At 47.1% G+C, this 18,620-nt stretch carries 28 protein-coding genes; 14 read left to right on the top strand and 14 right to left on the bottom strand.

Features of this window, described 5'->3' with window-relative positions; translation table 11 throughout:
* Positions 1 to 583 precede the first annotated feature (583 nt).
* Positions 584 to 1,132 carry a gamma carbonic anhydrase family protein gene (locus L5M28_RS16170; protein ID WP_168827558.1) on the top strand — a complete coding sequence of 183 codons (549 nt, stop codon included), beginning with the start codon at positions 584 to 586 and terminating at the stop codon, positions 1,130 to 1,132.
* Between the two features lie 134 nt (positions 1,133 to 1,266).
* Here the strand turns inward: L5M28_RS16170 and L5M28_RS16165 are convergent, their stop codons facing one another.
* Both L5M28_RS16165 and aroE read right to left on the bottom strand, forming a co-directional pair.
* The gene (locus L5M28_RS16165) at positions 1,267 to 1,542 is read right to left on the bottom strand and encodes a DUF1488 domain-containing protein (RefSeq protein WP_263196952.1); all 276 of its coding nucleotides are present in this window, start codon (positions 1,540 to 1,542) and stop codon (positions 1,267 to 1,269) included.
* Positions 1,543 to 1,547: 5 nt separating this feature from the next.
* Positions 1,548 to 2,396 carry a shikimate dehydrogenase gene (gene aroE, locus L5M28_RS16160; protein ID WP_263203923.1) on the bottom strand — a complete coding sequence of 283 codons (849 nt, stop codon included), beginning with the start codon at positions 2,394 to 2,396 and terminating at the stop codon, positions 1,548 to 1,550.
* 153 nt (positions 2,397 to 2,549) lie between these two features.
* Here aroE and L5M28_RS16155 point away from each other — a divergent pair, with 153 nt between their 5' ends.
* Positions 2,550 to 2,987 (top strand): group II truncated hemoglobin, encoded by a 438-nt coding sequence (locus tag L5M28_RS16155; protein WP_263203917.1) that lies wholly within the window; start codon positions 2,550 to 2,552, stop codon positions 2,985 to 2,987.
* A gap of 34 nt (positions 2,988 to 3,021) precedes the next feature.
* Here the strand turns inward: L5M28_RS16155 and hemF are convergent, their stop codons facing one another.
* From hemF to L5M28_RS16105, 10 genes are all read right to left on the bottom strand, one after another.
* Positions 3,022 to 3,930, bottom strand: a complete 909-nt coding sequence (hemF, locus tag L5M28_RS16150) for an oxygen-dependent coproporphyrinogen oxidase (RefSeq protein ID WP_263203915.1) — start codon at positions 3,928 to 3,930, stop codon at positions 3,022 to 3,024.
* A gap of 25 nt (positions 3,931 to 3,955) precedes the next feature.
* The gene (locus L5M28_RS16145; protein WP_263203914.1) at positions 3,956 to 4,522 is read right to left on the bottom strand and encodes an L-threonylcarbamoyladenylate synthase; all 567 of its coding nucleotides are present in this window, start codon (positions 4,520 to 4,522) and stop codon (positions 3,956 to 3,958) included.
* Positions 4,523 to 4,669: 147 nt separating this feature from the next.
* A complete protein-coding gene (locus L5M28_RS16140; RefSeq protein WP_105253028.1) occupies positions 4,670 to 5,233 on the bottom strand; it encodes a type I DNA topoisomerase in 564 nt (187 codons plus the stop codon).
* Between the two features lie 241 nt (positions 5,234 to 5,474).
* Entirely contained in the window at positions 5,475 to 6,431 is a 957-nt protein-coding gene (locus L5M28_RS16135) for a tyrosine-type recombinase/integrase (protein ID WP_263203912.1), read from the bottom strand.
* Positions 6,432 to 6,466: 35 nt separating this feature from the next.
* Positions 6,467 to 7,237, bottom strand: a complete 771-nt coding sequence (locus L5M28_RS16130) for a DUF4875 domain-containing protein (protein ID WP_263203911.1) — start codon at positions 7,235 to 7,237, stop codon at positions 6,467 to 6,469.
* Between the two features lie 61 nt (positions 7,238 to 7,298).
* Complete coding sequence (locus tag L5M28_RS16125; RefSeq protein WP_263203909.1) at positions 7,299 to 7,508, bottom strand: hypothetical protein; 210 nt, start codon at positions 7,506 to 7,508, stop codon at positions 7,299 to 7,301.
* Positions 7,509 to 7,557: 49 nt separating this feature from the next.
* Positions 7,558 to 7,725, bottom strand: a complete 168-nt coding sequence (locus tag L5M28_RS16120) for a S24 family peptidase (protein ID WP_263203922.1) — start codon at positions 7,723 to 7,725, stop codon at positions 7,558 to 7,560.
* A 1-nt stretch (position 7,726) separates the two neighbouring features.
* A complete protein-coding gene (locus tag L5M28_RS16115; protein ID WP_263203908.1) occupies positions 7,727 to 8,017 on the bottom strand; it encodes a hypothetical protein in 291 nt (96 codons plus the stop codon).
* A 1-nt stretch (position 8,018) separates the two neighbouring features.
* Positions 8,019 to 8,315 carry a hypothetical protein gene (locus L5M28_RS16110; RefSeq protein ID WP_263203907.1) on the bottom strand — a complete coding sequence of 99 codons (297 nt, stop codon included), beginning with the start codon at positions 8,313 to 8,315 and terminating at the stop codon, positions 8,019 to 8,021.
* 15 nt (positions 8,316 to 8,330) lie between these two features.
* Positions 8,331 to 8,945, bottom strand: a complete 615-nt coding sequence (locus tag L5M28_RS16105; RefSeq protein ID WP_263203905.1) for a LexA family protein — start codon at positions 8,943 to 8,945, stop codon at positions 8,331 to 8,333.
* 145 nt (positions 8,946 to 9,090) lie between these two features.
* Here L5M28_RS16105 and L5M28_RS16100 point away from each other — a divergent pair, with 145 nt between their 5' ends.
* The 11 genes from L5M28_RS16100 (at position 9,091) to L5M28_RS16050 (ending at position 14,497) form a co-directional block, all read left to right on the top strand.
* A complete protein-coding gene (locus tag L5M28_RS16100; RefSeq protein WP_259579183.1) occupies positions 9,091 to 9,315 on the top strand; it encodes a helix-turn-helix domain-containing protein in 225 nt (74 codons plus the stop codon).
* On the top strand, positions 9,312 to 9,557 hold the full coding sequence (locus L5M28_RS16095; protein ID WP_012197351.1) for a hypothetical protein: 246 nt from the start codon (positions 9,312 to 9,314) through the stop codon (positions 9,555 to 9,557). The genes L5M28_RS16100 and L5M28_RS16095 overlap by 4 nt, the downstream gene beginning before the upstream one ends.
* 35 nt (positions 9,558 to 9,592) lie before the next feature.
* Positions 9,593 to 9,760 carry a hypothetical protein gene (locus L5M28_RS16090; protein WP_263203902.1) on the top strand — a complete coding sequence of 56 codons (168 nt, stop codon included), beginning with the start codon at positions 9,593 to 9,595 and terminating at the stop codon, positions 9,758 to 9,760.
* A gap of 81 nt (positions 9,761 to 9,841) precedes the next feature.
* Positions 9,842 to 10,210, top strand: coding sequence for a hypothetical protein (locus L5M28_RS16085; RefSeq protein ID WP_263203901.1), 369 nt, complete (start codon positions 9,842 to 9,844; stop codon positions 10,208 to 10,210).
* Positions 10,211 to 10,223: 13 nt separating this feature from the next.
* Positions 10,224 to 10,463 carry a hypothetical protein gene (locus tag L5M28_RS16080; RefSeq protein ID WP_115407001.1) on the top strand — a complete coding sequence of 80 codons (240 nt, stop codon included), beginning with the start codon at positions 10,224 to 10,226 and terminating at the stop codon, positions 10,461 to 10,463.
* Between the two features lie 2 nt (positions 10,464 to 10,465).
* Positions 10,466 to 10,735, top strand: coding sequence for a hypothetical protein (locus L5M28_RS16075; protein WP_115407002.1), 270 nt, complete (start codon positions 10,466 to 10,468; stop codon positions 10,733 to 10,735).
* Positions 10,732 to 10,959: a hypothetical protein gene (locus L5M28_RS16070; RefSeq protein WP_263203899.1), complete on the top strand. Its 228-nt coding sequence runs from the start codon at positions 10,732 to 10,734 to the stop codon at positions 10,957 to 10,959. Before L5M28_RS16075 ends, L5M28_RS16070 begins: the two co-directional genes overlap by 4 nt.
* Entirely contained in the window at positions 10,956 to 11,561 is a 606-nt protein-coding gene (locus L5M28_RS16065) for a 3'-5' exonuclease (protein ID WP_263203897.1), read from the top strand. Before L5M28_RS16070 ends, L5M28_RS16065 begins: the two co-directional genes overlap by 4 nt.
* Entirely contained in the window at positions 11,561 to 11,842 is a 282-nt protein-coding gene (locus L5M28_RS16060) for a hypothetical protein (protein WP_263203895.1), read from the top strand. The genes L5M28_RS16065 and L5M28_RS16060 overlap by 1 nt, the downstream gene beginning before the upstream one ends.
* A 19-nt stretch (positions 11,843 to 11,861) precedes the next feature.
* Positions 11,862 to 14,150: a replication endonuclease gene (locus L5M28_RS16055; RefSeq protein WP_263203892.1), complete on the top strand. Its 2,289-nt coding sequence runs from the start codon at positions 11,862 to 11,864 to the stop codon at positions 14,148 to 14,150.
* Positions 14,147 to 14,497 (top strand): adhesin biosynthesis transcription regulatory family protein, encoded by a 351-nt coding sequence (locus L5M28_RS16050; protein WP_263203891.1) that lies wholly within the window; start codon positions 14,147 to 14,149, stop codon positions 14,495 to 14,497. Before L5M28_RS16055 ends, L5M28_RS16050 begins: the two co-directional genes overlap by 4 nt.
* A gap of 335 nt (positions 14,498 to 14,832) precedes the next feature.
* Here the strand turns inward: L5M28_RS16050 and L5M28_RS16045 are convergent, their stop codons facing one another.
* Both L5M28_RS16045 and L5M28_RS16040 read right to left on the bottom strand, forming a co-directional pair.
* The gene (locus tag L5M28_RS16045; RefSeq protein WP_263203889.1) at positions 14,833 to 15,879 is read right to left on the bottom strand and encodes a phage portal protein; all 1,047 of its coding nucleotides are present in this window, start codon (positions 15,877 to 15,879) and stop codon (positions 14,833 to 14,835) included.
* Positions 15,879 to 17,648 (bottom strand): terminase ATPase subunit family protein, encoded by a 1,770-nt coding sequence (locus L5M28_RS16040; protein WP_411569180.1) that lies wholly within the window; start codon positions 17,646 to 17,648, stop codon positions 15,879 to 15,881. Before L5M28_RS16040 ends, L5M28_RS16045 begins: the two co-directional genes overlap by 1 nt.
* 153 nt (positions 17,649 to 17,801) lie before the next feature.
* Between L5M28_RS16040 and L5M28_RS16035 the strand changes: the two genes are divergently transcribed.
* Positions 17,802 to 18,611: a GPO family capsid scaffolding protein gene (locus tag L5M28_RS16035; RefSeq protein WP_263203887.1), complete on the top strand. Its 810-nt coding sequence runs from the start codon at positions 17,802 to 17,804 to the stop codon at positions 18,609 to 18,611.
* Positions 18,612 to 18,620 lie beyond the last annotated feature (9 nt).

Genomic DNA, 18,620 nt, shown 5'->3' with positions numbered 1-18,620 from the left:
AGCGTTCAATCTGAGCCATGATCAAACTCTTCAATTAAAGTTTTGTTGCTTCCGTCTTGCGACTTCAGCGGCTCAATGAATTCTGATTTTTTGTTTCTAACTAAAGAAACAAACTGTACATATTGCTATGAACACTCATTGTTACATTGATTTAAATTTTTGACTGCCAACCCGAAGGTTAAGCAGTTTCGATTAACTCAACACCTGTGAGTGTCCACACAGATTTCTTGTTTTATCTTGTTAAAGAGCGTTGACCACATACCGTTGCAGGCGGGTCGTGCTGATGCTTCATCAGCTCAGGGTCGTGCATTTTACGCATTTCCCGTTTCGCGTCAAGGAGTTTTTTACAACTTCTTGCTGCGGTTGAATTAAGTGCTTAAAAGCTACTCAATTCAACCTAACTCGTCAGCTGGCTTTCGCTGTCTGCCGTGTCAGTGGATGCGCATTATAGGGAGATTGAGAAAGTCCGCAACCCCTATTTTTAAGATAATTGTCATTTTCTCACTGTTCGTTGGATATTTGACCTGACCCGCTAGTTTTTAACCTTTATAATGCTAAAAACCACTCAATTAGGGACTTTTCTATGTCAGGGCCACTCAGAACTTACCAAGGTATTCATCCTCAATTAGGCAATAACGTATATGTAGATGAAGCTTCGGTGCTTGTTGGCGATATTGCGTTAGATACTGATGCCAGTATTTGGCCTATGGTGGCGGCGCGTGGTGATGTTAACCATATTCGTATTGGTAAACGCTCGAACGTACAAGACGGTAGCATATTGCATGTAACGCGTAAGTCAGCTGCTCGTCCCGATGGTCATCCACTGATTATTGGTGATGATGTGACTATTGGTCACAAGGCTATGCTTCACGGTTGCAAAGTCGGTAACCGAGTATTAGTGGGCATGGGCGCGATTATTCTCGACGGTGCGATTTTAGAAGATGATGTGATCTTAGGTGCAGGTTCTTTAGTGCCACCGGGCAAGGTATTACAGAGTGGCTATTTATATGTAGGCAGCCCAGTTAAGCAGGCTCGCCCATTAACGCCTGCCGAAATTGCCTTTTTGCCAGAATCTGCCGACAACTATGTCAGACTGAAAAACGAATACTTAGTTGAGTTACAGAACATCTAATCACTTATAGCTAATCTCTTATAGTTAGTCGCTTAGTGTCACTATAGCTATATAAGAAAGGAGGTAGAGACTCATTGAGTCTCTACCTCCTTTTGCTATTCGCTGATTCAGAAAACTATCTGAGTTCGATAAGTTTAGCCTAAGTGTACTGCCCCAAACTCATCAAACTCTTCGGCTTCAATTAAATCTTCCGCCATTTCTTCGGCATCAAATCTCACCGCATCAAACAATGCCAGCATAGCAGCGGCTTCATAGGCACTCGGCTGTTCAGAAAAATCATTCAGCTCGGCTAACTTATTCACACTGATATAGCACTTAATGTTCATCCCCTGTGACTGCGCGATAAAGCAGACTCGCTTGTGGGCGTCGTCCCAATATTGCAGTTCGGGAAAAAGAATACTTTGATTCATGCTTCCTACTTAGGCTCGGCCATTAGTTTATCCCTCAAAAGATTTAATACCACTTGAGTGTCGGGCTCGATACCTCGCCATAGGGTAAAACTCTTAGCCGCTTGTCCGACTAACATGCCAAGCCCATCAATAACCTTAGCTGCACCTTGAGATAGCGCCCATTGGTTAAAAGCGGTGACCGAGGCGCCGTACATCATGTCATAACAAACAGTTTGGGTAGTGATGATATGCGCTGGCAAAGTTGGCAACTCGCCCGCAAGACTCGCCGAGGTTGAGTTAATGACGATATCGAACTCGCCCACAAGCTCATTCATTTCTACGGCGGTGACTCTATTTGCGAAAGCACCGTTATCCACCGAAGTAAAGATATCGACCAGAAGCTGTGCCTTAGTGTGGGTGCGATTACTGATGATCAGCTGCGCAATTCCCGCATTTAATAACGGCAGAATACAACCGCGCGCCGCACCACCAGCACCAATAAGCAACACGCGCTTATCTTGCAGGCTGCCTAAGTTAGCGATGAGATCGGCCACCAGCCCTAAGCCATCGGTGTTATCACCGCGAATAGTGCCATCGGCCAATAAACTTAAGGTGTTTACCGCGCCGGCAAGCTTGGCCTCTGGGCTGAGACTGTCACACAGCGCAAAAGCTTGCTCCTTAAAAGGCACTGTCACATTCGCGCCCTTGCCGCCCGCATTGAAAAACGCCGTCAGTGAGGCTTCAAAACCATCGACCGGAGCAAGAATGGCTTCATAGGTTAATAACTCTTGGGTGGGCGCGGCAAATTGTCCATGGATGAACGGCGATTTACTGTGGCTAATTGGATTGCCAAACACTGCGTATCTGTCTGTCATAGCGATATTAAATTTTAGGTTCAATGGCTTTGCAGTCTACCGCGCTTTTGAGCCTAGGCAAGACGAATTATGCTCAACTAAATTTCACGCTGGGTTTCACGCTATAATGCGCCATCGGCTCAATACTCTCTATTTTAGTGAACGACTATTCCAATGAACTGGCTTAAAAAGATTTTTAGCAAACACACTCCACCGCAGGATGATCGCGATCCGAGCCAATCTAACGCTTACGACTTAATCGGCGGCGAAAAAGTGATCCGCGCTATCACCAAATGTTTTTATCAGAAGATGGCAAGCTCGGCAGAAACGACAACACTGCTTGCCATTCATAGAGCGCCAATTGCGGAATCAGAGCAGAAGTTGTTCGAATTTTTAAGTGGTTGGCTCGGCGGGCCGCAGCTCTACCAGCAAAAATATGGTCATCCCGCATTGCGAGCACGACACATGCATGTCGATATTGATGAAGCGATGCGGGATCAATGGCTGTTTTGTATGAAGTTTGCGATTGAAGAGAATATTAAAAAGCCAGAGCATCGAGCCGCCATCTTTGAGGCGATTTCAACTCTGGCCGATAATATGCGTAATCAATAACGTGGATATGGCATCTACTTTTTATGATTAACGGCTAAACCCAGTCACGGGGTTTGAGGTAGTTATCGTACAAATCTGCCTCTGGGCTTCCCGCCTCTGGCGTATAAGCATATTGCCAACGCACTAATGGCGGCATCGACATTAAGATAGACTCGGTACGGCCGCCCGTCTGCAGACCAAATAAAGTGCCTCTGTCGTAGACTAAGTTGAACTCAACATAACGACCACGGCGATAGAGTTGGAACTGACGCTCACGCTCACCGAATTCAGTCTCTTTACGACGCTCGACAATCGGCGCATAGGCCGTTAAGAAGCCATTACCTACAGCTTGCATAAAGCTAAAGCTTTGCTCGAATCCTGCTTGATTCAAGTCATCGAAAAACAATCCACCCACGCCGCGGGTTTCATTACGATGCGGCAGGAAGAAATACTCATCGCACCATTTCTTATACTTGGGATAAACCTCATCCCCGAAAGGCGCGCAAATATTCTTAGAAGTCTGGTGCCACTCGCGCACATCTTCCTCGAAAGGATAATAAGGCGTTAAATCAAAGCCACCGCCAAACCACCACACGGGATCGGCGCCCTCTTTTTGCGCGATAAAGAAACGCACATTGGCATGAGTCGTTGGGATATAAGGATTATTAGGATGAATCACTAAAGAAACGCCCATAGCTTCAAAACTACGACCCGCTAACTCAGGGCGATGCGCCGTAGCCGACGCAGGCATGGCAGCGCCAGTCACATGGGAAAAGTTAACCCCAGCTTGCTCGAACACTGCACCTTGGGTTAATACTCGGCTCGTACCACCACCGCCTTCGGCGCGTGTCCATGAATCGGCGGCGAACGTGGCTTGGCCATCCAGTGTTTGTAAACCAGCACAAATTCGGTTTTGTAGATCGAGTAAAAACGCTTTTACCACTGCAACATCAGGCACACTCATCTTGTTATCCTTATTATTAGTTTGCTCATTGTCCATTTCGTAAAATCTTACCGCTTCGCGCATCGATAATGGTCGAGGGCTGACGTTGCTCACCGAGTTCACCTAATACGAGTGCATCGATTTTACCGGTAAAATCGGCGAGGATTTCAGCGGCAGTTAATGCGGGATCTTCACCTGCAAGGTTAGCGCTGGTCGACACTAAAGGTTTATTAAGTGCGCGGCACAGGGCTTGCACCCCAGTATGGGCAGACACTCGCACTGCGATAGAGTCAAATTCACCACAGAGGTATTTTGAAACCTGCGCTTTGATTGGCATTACAAAGGTAAAAGGCCCCGGCCACTTGGAAAATGCAAACTCGAGCTGCTCAGCCGTTAATTGCGATTCATCAACATAAGCTAAAAGCTGCTGAAAATCACTGGCGACTAAGATCAGTCCCTTTTGCCATGGGCGCTGTTTTACCGCCAATAACTTTTGGATAGCGGTGTCATTATCTGGGTCGCAACCTAGGCCATAAACGGCCTCGGTTGGATAAGCGATAACACCACCGTTAAGCACAATATCTTTTATGTCAGATGGGTGCAGCTGCAACATCTTAGGATCACCTTTTGAGTATTGTCGATTTCAACAATCAAATTATTGGATAAATTCGAATACTGACCGCCCCATCAGCGGTCAGCCGAGGATTATACGCAAGCCACTTTCATCGGCCAAATATTAAGATGCAGGTCACACAATAAACTAAAGTGGTCTTTTGTATTTACAGCTTTTTTGCGGGCATTCTAAACGCATCCCAGCCGCACCTTTACGCTCGACTAAGATCCCAAAACCACAACTCGGGCAAGCTTCAGCAACCGGAGGATAATTCACAATAAACTTACACTTAGGGTAAGCACTGCAGGCATAAAAACTCTTTCCGAAGCGACTCGTTCTGTGCTCAAGCTTACCCGCTTTGCATTCAGGGCAAGGAATGTCAGGCTTGTCACTCGCTTGATCCTGTTTTTCAATATGCGTGCAGCTAGGATATTGAGTACACCCAATAAAGATCCCAAAGCGCCCTGACTTTACCGCCAGTTCGTGACCGCATTCAGGGCATACAGAACCTTCAATCACTTGAGTTTCAATAGATTCGTGCTGCACTAAGGGTCGAGTGTAATTACAGCTAGGGTAATTATTACAGCCAATAAAACCACCGTGCTTACTGTGTTTGACCGATAACTCGCTGCCACATTCAGGACAAAGTTCGTATTCTTTTTCCAGTGCGTGTTCGTGGGCACTAAATAATTGTTCATCAATCTTAGACATAATCATTCACCACCTGTCGTAGCGCATTAGGATATCAAGCGCAGTGCCATCAAGGAATTTATGGCATCAAAAAAGGAGGTCTTAGCCTCTTATTAAACCATTTGGAGCATAAGTCATAAACACATGATTTTAGTCAATTTATTATTTATAACAGTGAGTTAATTTATTTTTTGCAAGCAACAAAACCAATCTAAATCAAAGTAAATCGAACTAACAAAAACCAATGTGGGCATTTTGTGGATCATGCTAAAGGATTAAAGCGCGTCGCTTCGAATAAATGGTCAGGTGCCAAATGAGCATAGCGCATCGTCATTTGAATCGAACCATGCCCAAGTATTTTTTGTAATGTGAGGATATTGCCACCGTTCATCACAAAGTGCGATGCAAACGTGTGGCGCAATACGTGACTAGCTTGGCTCTTAGGTAGCTCAATACCAGAAGATTTTAACACGGCAAGAAACGGCTTGTAGCAATCAGCAAACAAGCGGCCATTACCTATGGGTAGTTTTGCACGCAGCTCGCGTGTAATTGGAACTGTACGATTCTTGCCATTCTTGGTATCTATAAAATTAATACGGTCTTTTAATATCTGTGAGCTGGTAAGGTTCTGGGCCTCACTCCAACGCGCGCCAGTACTCAAGCAGATTTTTACAATCAGCCGCATATCACCAGAGAGTAAACTGAGCAGATGTTCAATTTGTGGCTTAGACAAAAATGTCATGTCTCTGGCAGGGGTTTTGACTAACGAAACCGATTTGAGAGGATGCTCGCCTGGGAATTCTCCAGCAGCAATAAGTACGCTGTATACCGAGTGCAGGCGCTCAAACTCCAGATTGGCTGTTTTAGGGGTGATCTTATCTAACCGCCGCGCCCGATAGTTTAAATAAAAGCTGGTGTTAACTTGTTGGCTTTGCGGGTTATCCATCAACTTACAAGTGGCAATTAACTTTTTACGGGTATTTTCACCCTCTTTTAAATTTTTGCCGTGTAAATGAAACCAACGCTCAATTAACTCCAGCAATGGGCGCCTGTCGATAGGCGCGTCGAGCCAGTCTTTATTATGGTGCTGCGACAATATGAACTTCTCATATTTTGTCGCTTCGGTTTTGGTCTCAAACGTGCGTCGATAACGTTTACCATTGCGGCCGGAGGGGCGAATATCAACACGGTAGCCGCCATCAACTTTAGTAATGCTCATTTAAAACCTTAACCTATTGGTGCAATTAGCCGCGACTACTGAGCTATATTTTCACGATAAATAAAAGGAATGACGATTTTATCTGGAGTGGTGCCAAACTTAGTTGCGAGAAAAGCTTTAAGGCGATCTTCGTTTAACAAACCATCTTCATCAAACCGTTCACGGTTATCAAGCCATGCTTTCCAAAAGGCCAATTGCTCATCTGTTAATTGCACATGTGAGGCTTCAACCTCCCATTTTTTCCCGTTGCAATCATTCCCAGTGATATCACAACCGTCAGGTGCGTATTTGACCATGGCTACACCTTGGCCGCGATTCGCAGCAAACGGGGCAACCTCAAGTATTACTCTCACATAATCAGCACCTGTTTGCTCTTGAAGATCTTTCGCGGCAGCTTTCGCGGTTTCAGCTCTATCTAATTGTGTTACTGCGGTCGGAGCCACAATACCCCAGCGTAAGCGCTTTCTGTCCTGCCAGCTGTTATCTTCCTCTGAAATGACTTCATAAGGATGCGCAACAGGTTTGGTCGCAGTGAGCGCTTGCTCTGCTGGCACTGTTGTAGCAGGAGCTTGCTCGATTGGCGCATTAACCACTGGCAGTTGTTCTGCTTGCACAGTTGCTGCACCAGGTGACGGTTTAGCTGGCTCCATAAATACTGCAAAGAGGAATAAGAAGACGATGGCACCAAGGCCATAGAATTTAAATACTTGCCCGCGAGTTGCTTTGCCAGCCCAAGAGGGGTTAAGTAACCCAATCACGCAAATAGTTGATGATGCTAAAAACAATAATGCTAGAACGGTATCCATTCGTTTAATTCCTCTTACTGCATATAAATACTACGGGTCGTTTGCGAGGCTAGTGTATTACTCACTTAATCGGTAAGCGCCCGCCGCTTGCTAAGCATTCTTCGATGGTTTTATATGGGGTATAGGTTTTGGTGCGCTTATAAGAGCGGCTGGATTTGTCGTGGCAAATGTCGTTTTTGCTCTTTTTTACATTGGGTTCGCTGGCATCTTCATTGGCGAAGCTGGCGGGGGCGAATAAATATAGCGTTAAGCAAACTACTATCCATTTCATCAATTAACTCCTTTTAATTACTTTGTAAAAACTCGCTATTTAAAAATCATTACAGCGCTTTACCTGTAAATACCACTTTGCCGACGATGGTGCAGTTACCATTAATCTCTACGAATTTATTTGGCCAGTCGGGGTTTAGGGCTTTGAGGTATTTTTTATTGCCATCGATGATCAGCTGCTTGAAGGTGGCTTGGTTTTCATTTTGATAAGGGGTGATGTCAAAGATACTTAATTACACCGATAATTAATCCAGTGCATGTCAGTACCGTTCCGAAAAGCCATAGCTTTAGGCTTATAAATTCTAGTTTGAGATCCGACAATGATTTTTTCACATCTTTCATATCAGTCTTTATTTCACCGATATCGCGTTTGATGTATTCAACATCGGATTCGAGCCTTGCGATTCTTTCTTCCATACCACCACCGCCCCCTGAGTGCTTACTCTGTTTATTCATATTATCAGAGTCAGAGAACAAATTGCTGACATTATTGGGATAATGTTTGTTCATCTCATCTCGCCTTTCGGTTCATTGATTCTTCGAGCTTTTTGACATTGATAAACTGCTGGCTGCCACAGTTCTCGCACATCACTACGTAGGATGAAAACACCCCGTATTCTTTTTGGTTATTCGCTTCGGGGTTAAACACATTCACATCATGGTCAATGGTGATCAACCCATGCTCATCACCCAAAATCAGCAGTTCACCTGTGCCACACAGATGGCAAGGGCGGCAACCTATGGTCTGATTGAAGAAATCAATCACTTCATCTCTTTTTGTACAGGCGTAATATTCAAAATTGCTCATGATTTATTCCTTTAATTATAAGGCTTTACCTGTGAATACCACTTTGCCAACGATGGTGCAGTTGCCATTGATAGGGACAAATTTATTAGGCCAGTCGGGGTTTAAGGCTTTGAGGTATTTTTTATTGCCATCGATTATTAGCTGCTTGAAGGTAGCTTGGTTTTCATCATCCAGGCGCGCCACTACATAGCTGCCGTTCTCCACCTGTGCGTCGGGGTCGACATAAATCAAATCGCCTTCTTCGAACCTTGGCAGCATGCTCTCGCCTTCCACCCTCACAATAAACGAGTGTTGACTGCATTTGATTGGGCAGGGGTAAAGCTCTACATCCAGTGGCGCCACTTCGTGAATATCTGTCCACACACCTGCCTGCACCATACTGATCAGCGGTAAATAGTTACCCGCACTGGCGACCACTGTCGCGTTGTCCATATCCCCCACACCAAAGCGTAAAAATTCTGGCGAGGTCTGTAAGGTTTCTGCTAACTGCTCAATATTTCGAGGGTTTTTAGTTATTCCCGCCTCTATTTTCTGCAATGCAGCTTGAGTAGTTAAAGCTTTTTCAGCGACTTGACGTTGACTCAAGCCGAGTTGAAGGCGTCTTTTTTTTATTCTTTCTGAAATATCCATGAATCCCCTAAAAAGATCAGTTACTTAAATAAAGAAAAAACATCTTATACAACTTTTATTCATTATTAAAACTTTTAGGACTGTTTACAAATGATTTAAACTCTGGCTTAATGACAACGTAAAGTAGTCAAGCGGAGTTAAAGTTATGAGTGCTATCGAGTCTGCAGTAAAAATAATCGGCGGCCAAACCAAGACGGCAAGGCAATTTAACATTAGACAGACGCATGTTTGGAAATGGATCCATGTCAACAAACAAGCCCCTGCCAAGTACATCAAGCGCATTGCGGCTCTGACCAATCATCAGGTCACGATTGAACAGTTGCTGGCTGACCATGAGCAAAACCATCAAGCCAAGGGAATGCAGCAATGACTGCTATCACCATTAGCGCAGACTTTGCGCCGTTTCTCTCACCTGAGCGTTATGCCGAGCGGATGGGCGTGGATTTATCCACGGTCAAAACCATGATGGATAACGGCCTATTACCTGTGTATCAGCCCGTTGCCCGCGGTAATCGCTATATCAACATGATTGGCGCGATAAAGCTGGCTGACGAAGTGTACGAAACCCAAAAGCGCACCGCCCCTTGGGCAACGCTTAACGGGATACGTTGAGCCTATTTGTTAAGCCTGTTTGTAAGGAGAAAGGGATGAATTATCGGCAAATAAAAGGCACCACGATTGAAGTACCAGATTGGGTACAAGTACCGGCTTTCGCTGAGTTTAGTGAAGCAAAATTGGAGAAGAGCCGGCGCGCGATTGCGTATCTACGCAGTAAGTATTTTGGGAATGAAGTTGGTAAACGAAAAACAGAGTAGCAGAAAAAACAAAGCCACAACCGCTGTAACGGTTATGGCTGATATCACTTAACTCTTTATCACTTAATGGGAACACACCACATGACACACCAAATGATGAAACAAAGCATAGCAGTAACTTCCCCTTTAATTCAAGCACCCGCCCTAATTTTGTCGGCGCTGACCACAGCGCAGGAGGCAAATGCCTTTATGAACCAATTTAATTTTGACCTTAACAATCATTACCACAGCAGCATGCGCCGCCTAATGGTGGATGTGCATACCCGCCATGGTGATGCGCTCGCGGTTGCTAACCCTGTCAGTGCTGCACGTTATCGCGGTATGGCCCAAGGGCTTGAGCGCGTTGCGCTATTGGTACTGAACGATTCAGTGCTGTACCACGCCTGTAGCGAACTGGTTGATGAACTTGAACGACTGCATGACGACATGATGGCCGAGCCAGAGCACTAGAGCGGGGGGAAGTATGAAATTAGCCAATGTCGAGTTAGCAGAAATCAGAGTTGTCTCGCTTTATGTGATCACCTGTTTCATGTGTGAAAAACAACTCCATTTAGCCGCGAGTGAAATTGATGCCAGCGTTGGTGATGCAGCAGCAATGGCAGCATCACAGGGCTGGCATAGCTACGAAACCAGCGATGAAAGCTGTTCTGTTGCCTGCCCAAGCTGCATTAAAGAAGCGCAGGAAAACGAAGGGGAGGATTAAGCATGTGTACGTTAGCCGCAGCAGAACGAATGTTAGCTACTGGCAAGTTTTACAGCGCCGGCACGTTAGCCGCCGAGTTAGGTATTTCGGCCGCGAGTGCGTCGGGCAAGTTATCGAACATTCGTTCTTCAAAAAAATATCAGTGCGTGGTGACGCCTTTGCCCAATCGCAAGGTCAAGGTTGTTGCCATTAACGGTAAGTCTGTTTCTAAACAATCGATGTGGGATTTAGTGCTGTTCAAACGGCCATTACCGCAGGGAGTGCACGCATGAGGCAGCAGAGCCAAATACTCGCCGAACTCGGCTCAGCACAGCGGCCTGTTTTTAATGGTCGCCACCCAGCAGGTTTGCGCAGTGACGGTTTGCCTTATGCCAGCCGCTGCAAGGTGAGCGATGCAAAACGTGCAGAACGCGCGCGGACTCGCCGCATTGAAGATATGGCGTTAGCCAAAGAACTGGGCATTAGCCTAGACGAATTACAAGAGGGAACGGTATGAAACAACCAACAGACAGTAATTTTGATAATTATAAATTTGCCTCATCAGTAGCAGCAGCAATGATGGCGGCGTGTTGGCTTGAGCATGATGCGGTGATCCTCGACACCGAAACTACGGGGCTTGAATGGGGTTGTGAGGTTGTGGAGATCAGCATCATCGAGGCGCGCACAGGGCTGATATTGATGAACACCTTAGTGCGCCCAATTAATCCTATCCCAGCCGAAGCGACGGCAATACACGGTATTACCAATGAAATGGTTGCCGATGCCCCGCTATTTTTTGATATTGCCATTAGTGTCGCGCAGATATTGAGCGGGCGCACCGTGATTGCGTATAACTCGGCATTTGATAAGAAAATGCTGTGCTCCTCTGCGGCCTATAGCTCTGGCGAGCCCCCCTATGTTAATAGCGATTTTCAGTGTGCCATGTTGGCGTATGCCCAGTACAAAGGCGATTGGAATCACGGCCATGGTGATTTTAAGTGGCATTCGTTAGTCAATGCTGCAAAGCAGCAGGGCATTGCGCTCGAAGGAACGGCGCACCGTGCGCTATATGACTGTCAGCTTACCCGCGAGCTAATACTAAAGATGGCGGCTGAGTAATGGCTAGAAAGTCGCACCGTTTCGCGCATTTGTTGCAGCACTTTCGAGCTAATCGGGTGGATTTATTGACCCGCCTGAGACAGTACCAAGAAGACCCTACAGAGCTAAGCCTAGCAAGATTAGCCGCGGTACTTGGCGCGCTTGAGTGCCTTTACTGGCAGGCGCTTGGCTGTGACGAAGTGTTATTAGCTAAAAAAATTGCACGTACTACCGAGGCGTCGGCAGCTTACACCACTGACGCTATTGGTTGTATCACTTGCATTTTTTCAGCAAAACACTGAGCTGGAGCCGTATTACTCAATGAGCGCGCGCACCATTTCTAATCCACTTCCTTTTAAGCGGCGTTTGCAACATTTGCCAACGCCGCTTGCTGATGACTTACTGGCAGCATTTGCTGTTGCAGCTGAGCGCTTGCCTGCCGCACCGGTGGATTTGTGGCAGGATGATGTTGTCGCTGGCGTGCGTGAAAAGGTTGATACCACTCGCTTGTATCAGCCTATTTTTGATAAACCTGCCGAGCGTTTTACCGCGGCAAAAGGCTTTGAAATGCTTGCGCCACTGTCATTCCATGTGCGCAATAAAGTACAAAATACCTATCAGCAACGTGTTAATAGTGGCGGCATTGCTGCTGGCTCGGCGTATTTACGCGAAACCATTAAAAAGTTAACAGTGGTTTGGCATAAATATCCATTTCATAAAATCTCGGGCATGAAGTTTGTTAAGCACTCAGCGCAGGAGCTTGATGATAATGAGGATTTGACCCCTGAAAGCCGCGCATTAGTTGCGGCCTCGCCATTTAGTGCATTTAGATTGTTGCGCCATCGCAAATCCACGGAACTTAAGCAGGTAGCCTCACAAATGGCTGACGCTTGCATGATGCAGGTTAAAGCGATTGCCGCTGCCGACCACAGTGACATGGCCTATTTTAACGCCTATGACGCTGCCGCCGAACTCTGCAAAACATGGAGCATCGAGCCGCCATACTGGCAAGCGGCACACATTGACCACATTAACGAAGCGGCTGAATGCGCAATATTGCGGATGACCTGCCCAAAATGGTGGGGCAAGAAGCTATTAAAACTGCGCGACCAGTGCTGTGAACACCTGTGCTTAGTGGCTGGCCTTGTTACCAAACAAACCCCCTTTATCAGCGATGAATGCTTTAGTGAGTGGCAGTCACAACAAAGAACTGCAATGCAGTGGCTTGAAAGCACCATGATTGAAAATGATGACGGGGTGATCTTACCGCTGATTGAAGCGGCGATGGCGGGCAACGCCAACCCGACAAACCGTGTCACAGAGCTGATAGTGCGTAACCGCGGCTTAGAAGAAATCGCCGATGCTGCGGGCATGATTGCGCTTGCAGTAACGCTTACTTGCCCGAGTAAATACCATTCCAATTCACATAAGTGGGATCTTGGCAACGCCAAGCGAGCACAGAAATACCTCGTTGATACCTTTGCCAAAATGCGCTCGGCATTGGGTTATCGCAACATTCCGTTTTTAGGGTTTCGTGTCGCTGAGCCGCATAAGGACTCGACGCCACACTGGCATATGGCGTGGGTGATTAAGCCTGAGCATGAAGCTGCAGTGAGAGCAATTATTACCAAGTACGCCTATCAGGTTGATGGCGATGAACCAGGTGCAGCACAGCACAGGCTAAAGATAGAACCCGTCAGAAAGGATGCGAACGGCAAAAGCGGCCTTGCTGGTTACTTTATCAAGTACTTGCTTAAAGGCATCCCCGGGGATCACATGCATGGCCAACAAGAGCTTGAACTGGAATCAGGCCAAACCATTGAGGCAGCATCCGCCCGCATAGCGGCATGGGCGAGTCGATATGGCATTCGGCAATACCAGTTTTATGGCGCTGAGTCGGTGCAGATATGGCGCGAATTGCGCCGGCTAAAAGTAGGCCCGCAATCGCCTGAGATTGAAGCGGTAAGGGCTGCAGCTTGTAGCTCGGATTGGAAAGGTTATGAAGAAGCGATGAAGCATGCACAGCTGTCACTCAATTATGAACTCACCCCTGAGGGCAACCAATACGGCGAAGTAACAAAGCGCGTTCAGGGCATTAACGGCATCGCTTTTGGTAAAAAGCGCTTAATCATCACCCGTGGCGAGCGCTGGAAATTGCGCAAAGCAACTGACGAAGAGCAAGACGCATACAAAGCACTTAAGCAACGCCGCAAAGATTTATTTACCGTTAATCGCGCCATGAATGCTGAAAGCCGCCTGTCCCGCAAAGAACTCAAAGACGCGATGCCGAAGTGGAGCATGTCGCTGTTGCCTTCGGCTTTTGGCTCTCCTTGGACTTGTAGGAATAACTGTACAGACCCTGTTTTGGAGGAGGTTGATAGCCGAATTATCAGGCACCTTGCGCAGGTGGGGATTACAGACCCAGTTAATATTGAGCGTTTACTGTTCGATGGTTGTCGGGTGATGGATGCTGACGGCGGTGAGTGGTGGGTTGATGATGGCCAACTGCGGAACGAACCGTATCGGTATCACGAAATTAGGGATCTTCCGCTTGATGAACTGGTCTCAGAAATGCAGTCGTGGGGAAAAACTATGGAGTATTCAGCATGAAAACACTGATTCAAGGTTGTGAGACTGCAGAACAGTTTGAAGTACTGCTTAAGCTGACTGGCATTACCAGTGAAAATAAAAAAAATGCGCTCCGCGCTCACTTAGTTGAAGGCTTGCCAGCAAAAAGAGCTTATGCCCGCTTTCATGTTACCCAGCAGCATTTTAGCCAGGCATTAAAACTACTAAACAAAAAAGCTGACTTGGCCATGCAGTACGCGGCGCTGCAAAAGAGTAAAGGTGAGCAGAACTTTGACGAGTTAAGGCGGCGGATCATTGAAGCAAAACAAAGCGGCGGATATCGTCCGATATTTGGCGGAAGCCATAGAAATCCACCTGGTGATGATTGATAAAACCACATTAGATAAGTGGTGTAAAAATAGAGATATAACGAGTGTGGGTTAGGAAAATGAGAGTTGGCATTCAATATATAGCGTTAAAGGATCTAGGGGATCGCTGAATGATCGCAATCGCGTTTTTTTGCGTTTTGGGTAGCAGGGTTTTATCAGTGAAAGCAGCGAGTGCTGGCGCGGTTTTTCGGGATCGCGTTTTTGCGTTTTTTTCATCCGATAAAGCGGGCAGGCGTGGCGTGGGTCTGACGGCGCGCGCTGGGTTAGAAGTGGGGGTAAATCGCAGGCAATAAAAAACCGCCCGAGGGCGGTTGATGGGAATGGGGTTCCGATAGTTACTTGGCTTCGGTTGCGACTGCCAGTTGGTAAGGCTTAAAGCGGACTATCTCTTCGCCTGCCCAGTCGTTGATGGCCAGTAGTGACTGGCGAATACAATCCAGTTCGTTAGCATCAAATACCTGTGCAGCCTTGCCGGCATCACCAAAGCCGCCGGTATTGTTGGGCACAATCCCCATGAGTTGAGGCGGTACGCGGTGCGATGCCAGCTGGTCGTCACGGCTGACGTTCTTAATACTCAAAAACTCATCATTCGCGGCAACTTCTGCCACTGGGATTAATTTGATCCCATCCTTATTGCCACCTGGTGCATGCAAAAACAAGTTGCGGAAATTGCCAGGGCCTTTGCTGTTTCTTAGGGATTCACGCAGCTTGTCGACATCTTTCTCGTTCACTGTTGAGTCAGTAAGGTACATGATAAATCCAGCGTGACTGCCGTTCTCGTAGTACCGACGCCTAAACAGTGTCGCACTCTCATTCAGCAATGACGAGTTCATGCTGGCCACATAGTCGGGAATGCCATAAACCTCTTGGTTTAAGTCTGGATCCTTTACGTGAAAAATTGATGATTCAGAAAACTCCATCTCTTCGTGAAAGTTAGGCACCCACCAAAATTGATTAGGTTTAACACCTACCCGCGTGTATTTAGCCGGCGAGGCTTGATACTTCAACGCGCCACCCAAGCGATTCTTAATGACCTGCACATAGGCATTATTAAAAACCAGATAATCGAGAACAATGGCGCTGAACTCGTACAGGCTAAGCTTAGGGTGTGGAATAAAACAACTTTTTAGAATATTGCGCTTTACCTGAATCGCGCTTGCATGATGCACAGAAGCACGATAAATGCGGCTAAGGCCAGTCAATGAAAGCGGCGGCTCGTAGTATTTACCGTTAGACATGGCCTCAAGATAGTCGAAGATCTCCCGTTGGCTCAGTACTGGCATGGGGTCGCCAAAGGTAAAGGTCTCAATTCGTTGCTCTTGCGGCCCTTGCTGCTCTTGCGGTTTGGCTGCCATGGTTCGAGCCTTTCTATATTTTGCCATTAGTCGTAAATCTCCAACGTCGATGTACTGGTGCCGCTGGTATCCAGTGGCTCATTGTAAAGCGCATGCATTGCCGCCCACGCGATATCTGCGTGGCTAATTTCTTCGCTGCGAGCGGATTCATAGGTAACTTGTTTGCCGTTGGCTGTCAGGGTTTTACGAATGCTCATAAATGCCTGGGCTAGGTCGGTCCAGCCTGCGTCATATTCCAAGCGGCCTTTACTGATCACGTCATAAGCCTTGATCACCATCTGACTTTTCAGCACAGGGTTGTAGAGGAATGGCGTGACTTGAGGGAAAAACTTCTTCACCAGTTGATACACTGCCTCACCCAGTCCCGTGGTATCGATGCCGATAAAGGTCACGTTGTATTTATTGCAGATATCCTGAATCGCTTTGGCCTGTGCCTCAAAGTCCATGCCGTTCCAACGGTGTTTCTCTATCACGCGGAACTTACCGCCTGGCACTGCAGGTGGGCAGATCACAATGCAACCGGCGCTATCACCTTTGCCGCCTTTATTCGGGTCGTAACCAATCCACACTTCACGGTGCGCCAGCGGTCTTGGTGCAAAAGGCTTGTAGTCTGTCCACACTTCCCACGAGTCAACCATGCAGCGCTGCATCATCACCATAGGAAACACCGACATAGTGTCGTCGATGAACTCACACATCAGCAGGTTTGCGTATTCGTCAGGGCTGTATTCTAAGTGAATTGTATCGGGGTCGAATAAGTTGCAACCTTTGCGGATAGCATCATCGACGGTGACCACTTGACGCCACTGGCCGTCTTCACACTTGCGGCCGCTCTCTAGGGCGCGATGGCTAACATCAATCTCAATGCGATCGGCTTTAGGGCGGCCACGGTTAAACAATGTGCCAGTCCAAAACGGGTAGGCGTCGTGGGTAATCGATGACGGGGTAGAGATATAGGTTTGGCGCCACTGCGCGTGCAGTGCCATACCTGAGGCGACCTTGCGGAACTCTTGGAACTTGTGGATCCAAAAGTACTCATCCAAATACAAGTTGCCGTGGTAAGACTGAGCTGTTCTGGCATTGGTGCCCAAAAAGTACAGAATGGCACCGTTGTGCAGCACAATCGGGTCGCCCTTAAGTTCAATGCCGGTGACATCCTTCACGAACTGAATGATGTACTGCTTAAAAACATGGGCCTGCGCTTTACTGGCCGACAAAAAGATTTGGTTACGGCCCGTTACTAGTGCATCAATAATGGCTTCATGGGCAAAAAAGTACGTCGCGCCAATTTGTCTCGACTTGAGAATATTGCGTATACGCTGGGTGAGTCCTGCTGTGTACCATTCCTTTTGATAGGCAAACATCGAGCCTTGGAACGCTTCAATCAGCTTTTCCAAATCCTCTTCGCTAACATGGTTCTTCACCGGCGGCTTTTTAGGTCCAGCATTGCGGTTTTGTACGTTCGGATTGAGGTCTGCCTCATTACCGCCATTGTGATAGCGAGTAATACGGGCAATGCGCTCCATCTGCCGACCGAGTAGGTCTATCTCCTTAAAATCCTTGCCGTCTTTATCCTCTTTATTGATGAGCTGCAGCATGCGCATTTCAAGCGCAGAGTCCACCCTGTCAATGGGTTTAGCATCTTCCCAAGCATCGCGTTTTTTCCAACTCGACACGGTACTTTCAGGCAGTTGTAAATGCTGGCTAATCTCGCGGACAGCCCAGCCTTGCCAAAAAAGATTTTTGGCATATTGGCGTTGATTCTTATCTATAGAGATTTGGGGATTCAGTTTCATGGCGCCAGTGTAAATAGCCCAATACCGAAAACCCTGCTGTTTAAGCGGTATCGGTTTCCTTATACCGCCCGAAGCCCTTGCCCATCATCGCCTTGCTCTTGACCATACAGGCAGCAGTTAACAGACCTAATTCAACCCCAAAGGGCGACCAAGATGGCTAAGAAATCGAAATTTTTCCGTGTATTTACTGAAGGACATACGACCGACGGCCGAGTCGTTGAGCGTCAGTGGATCATCGATATTGTAGAAACCTATAACACAGCAAAGTATGGCGCCCGCATTTGGATGGAGCATATCCGTGGCATGACGGCAGATAGCCCATTTAAAGCCTATGGTGATGTGAGTGCGGTAAAGGCTGAGGAAGTCGATGGCAAATTAACCCTGTTTGCGCAAATTGAGCCGACAGAAGAACTGATCGCCATGAATCAGAAAAAGCAAAAAATCTATACCAGTGTTGAAATCGACCCTGACTTTGCTAAAACCGGTAAATGTTATTTAACCGGCTTGGCAGTAACAGATTCTCCTGCATCCCTTGGTACTGAAATGCTGGCGTTCTCAGCAACCTGCAAAGACAGCCCACTCTCTTCACGCAAGCAGCGCCCCGAAAACCTGTTTACCTCTGCAGTGGAAGTGGATTTTGAATTTGAAGAGGTCAGTGACGAGCTAGGACTATTTGCCAAAGTCAAAGCGCTGCTCGGTAAAAATAAGGCAGAAGCCAAAACCGACTTTGCCGACGTGCATCAGGCTGTTGAAGAAATCGCCCAAGCCGTTGCTCATGCTGAAACGCAATTTGGCACCAAAGTCACTAAAGGCATGGAAGATTTGATTAAGTTGCAGACGGATTTTAATGAGCTCAGCACTCAATTCAATGCACTCAAGGCCCAGCTTGAAAAAGAAGAGCCAACAGGCCAACGACGTTCGCCCGCAACCGGTGGCGACAACAACATGAAAACCGATTGCTAAGGAGCAAAC

The sequence above is a fragment of the Shewanella sp. SW32 genome (genome assembly GCF_025653365.1).
In the GTDB taxonomy this organism is placed as follows: Bacteria; Pseudomonadota; Gammaproteobacteria; order Enterobacterales; family Shewanellaceae; genus Shewanella; species Shewanella oncorhynchi.
Note: the sequence above shows the minus strand (reverse complement) of the source record. Positions and strands in the feature narration are given on the sequence as shown.

What these genes read in the sequence shown, in the direction of transcription:
- L5M28_RS16115 (WP_263203908.1), bottom strand. Translation starts at nt 8,017, where the DNA reads ATGAACAAACATTATCCCAATAATGTCAGCAATTTGTTCTCTGACTCT.
- L5M28_RS16170 (WP_168827558.1), top strand. Translation starts at nt 584, where the DNA reads ATGTCAGGGCCACTCAGAACTTACCAAGGTATTCATCCTCAATTAGGC.
- L5M28_RS16035 (WP_263203887.1), top strand. Translation starts at nt 17,802, where the DNA reads ATGGCTAAGAAATCGAAATTTTTCCGTGTATTTACTGAAGGACATACG.
- L5M28_RS16085 (WP_263203901.1), top strand. Translation starts at nt 9,842, where the DNA reads ATGACACACCAAATGATGAAACAAAGCATAGCAGTAACTTCCCCTTTA.
- L5M28_RS16145 (WP_263203914.1), bottom strand. Translation starts at nt 4,522, where the DNA reads ATGTTGCAGCTGCACCCATCTGACATAAAAGATATTGTGCTTAACGGT.
- L5M28_RS16065 (WP_263203897.1), top strand. Translation starts at nt 10,956, where the DNA reads ATGAAACAACCAACAGACAGTAATTTTGATAATTATAAATTTGCCTCA.
- L5M28_RS16165 (WP_263196952.1), bottom strand. Translation starts at nt 1,542, where the DNA reads ATGAATCAAAGTATTCTTTTTCCCGAACTGCAATATTGGGACGACGCC.
- L5M28_RS16130 (WP_263203911.1), bottom strand. Translation starts at nt 7,237, where the DNA reads ATGGATACCGTTCTAGCATTATTGTTTTTAGCATCATCAACTATTTGC.
- L5M28_RS16070 (WP_263203899.1), top strand. Translation starts at nt 10,732, where the DNA reads ATGAGGCAGCAGAGCCAAATACTCGCCGAACTCGGCTCAGCACAGCGG.
- L5M28_RS16155 (WP_263203917.1), top strand. Translation starts at nt 2,550, where the DNA reads ATGAACTGGCTTAAAAAGATTTTTAGCAAACACACTCCACCGCAGGAT.
- L5M28_RS16040 (WP_411569180.1), bottom strand. Translation starts at nt 17,648, where the DNA reads ATGAAACTGAATCCCCAAATCTCTATAGATAAGAATCAACGCCAATAT.
- L5M28_RS16060 (WP_263203895.1), top strand. Translation starts at nt 11,561, where the DNA reads ATGGCTAGAAAGTCGCACCGTTTCGCGCATTTGTTGCAGCACTTTCGA.
- L5M28_RS16110 (WP_263203907.1), bottom strand. Translation starts at nt 8,315, where the DNA reads ATGAGCAATTTTGAATATTACGCCTGTACAAAAAGAGATGAAGTGATT.
- L5M28_RS16050 (WP_263203891.1), top strand. Translation starts at nt 14,147, where the DNA reads ATGAAAACACTGATTCAAGGTTGTGAGACTGCAGAACAGTTTGAAGTA.
- L5M28_RS16045 (WP_263203889.1), bottom strand. Translation starts at nt 15,879, where the DNA reads ATGGCAAAATATAGAAAGGCTCGAACCATGGCAGCCAAACCGCAAGAG.
- L5M28_RS16080 (WP_115407001.1), top strand. Translation starts at nt 10,224, where the DNA reads ATGAAATTAGCCAATGTCGAGTTAGCAGAAATCAGAGTTGTCTCGCTT.
- aroE (WP_263203923.1), bottom strand. Translation starts at nt 2,396, where the DNA reads ATGACAGACAGATACGCAGTGTTTGGCAATCCAATTAGCCACAGTAAA.
- L5M28_RS16075 (WP_115407002.1), top strand. Translation starts at nt 10,466, where the DNA reads ATGTGTACGTTAGCCGCAGCAGAACGAATGTTAGCTACTGGCAAGTTT.
- L5M28_RS16140 (WP_105253028.1), bottom strand. Translation starts at nt 5,233, where the DNA reads ATGTCTAAGATTGATGAACAATTATTTAGTGCCCACGAACACGCACTG.
- hemF (WP_263203915.1), bottom strand. Translation starts at nt 3,930, where the DNA reads ATGAGTGTGCCTGATGTTGCAGTGGTAAAAGCGTTTTTACTCGATCTA.
- L5M28_RS16090 (WP_263203902.1), top strand. Translation starts at nt 9,593, where the DNA reads ATGAATTATCGGCAAATAAAAGGCACCACGATTGAAGTACCAGATTGG.
- L5M28_RS16100 (WP_259579183.1), top strand. Translation starts at nt 9,091, where the DNA reads ATGAGTGCTATCGAGTCTGCAGTAAAAATAATCGGCGGCCAAACCAAG.
- L5M28_RS16135 (WP_263203912.1), bottom strand. Translation starts at nt 6,431, where the DNA reads ATGAGCATTACTAAAGTTGATGGCGGCTACCGTGTTGATATTCGCCCC.
- L5M28_RS16095 (WP_012197351.1), top strand. Translation starts at nt 9,312, where the DNA reads ATGACTGCTATCACCATTAGCGCAGACTTTGCGCCGTTTCTCTCACCT.
- L5M28_RS16105 (WP_263203905.1), bottom strand. Translation starts at nt 8,945, where the DNA reads ATGGATATTTCAGAAAGAATAAAAAAAAGACGCCTTCAACTCGGCTTG.
- L5M28_RS16125 (WP_263203909.1), bottom strand. Translation starts at nt 7,508, where the DNA reads ATGAAATGGATAGTAGTTTGCTTAACGCTATATTTATTCGCCCCCGCC.
- L5M28_RS16055 (WP_263203892.1), top strand. Translation starts at nt 11,862, where the DNA reads ATGAGCGCGCGCACCATTTCTAATCCACTTCCTTTTAAGCGGCGTTTG.